Raw genomic sequence first — 473 nt, forward strand, 5'->3', positions numbered from 1 at the left:
CAGATACAGTTACGCCATTGCCTGATAAACCAAAATATTTATAAAGTTCATCTTTGATAGTGCCTGATTCCATACAGATAACGAACTTGATTAATTCATCAAAAGAAAGTTTTCTTTTTCTCGTAAAATCAACACGAGGATTGAAAAGGAACTTTTCTTTTTGTTGGGAAAGTGTGGAAATAGATTGTAATAAAACTTTTTTTAAATGTCTTGCATTGTTCATAAGCAGTACCTCCAAAATTCTCTACCTATAAACAAAAGGCTTATTATCAATTCTTTATCGTTGATAATAAGCCGCACATATGTGAAGATTTGTCAATACTTTGAACAGAAAAAAATCAAAAAAAGAGCGGCGGGATTTATTATTAAATCTTCCGCCTCAATATATCCTTAACTTAATGACATTGTCTTTTAGGCGTGGTTATGATTTTATATAAATATGAGGGATTTATTCCTCTTTATTAGTAGAAAAT

Annotated in this window: 1 protein-coding gene; it reads right to left on the bottom strand. The window is 30.0% G+C overall.

Going from position 1 to position 473, the window contains the following annotated elements:
* Nucleotides 1-223: hypothetical protein (locus tag KHA85_RS16680; protein ID WP_306666459.1), on the bottom strand; the 223-nt coding region annotated here is incomplete at its 3' end.
* Nucleotides 224-473: the final 250 nt, after the last annotated feature.

The sequence above is a fragment of the Dietzia massiliensis genome (assembly GCF_018390595.1).
In the GTDB taxonomy this organism is placed as follows: Bacteria; Actinomycetota; Actinomycetes; order Mycobacteriales; family Mycobacteriaceae; genus Dietzia; species Dietzia massiliensis.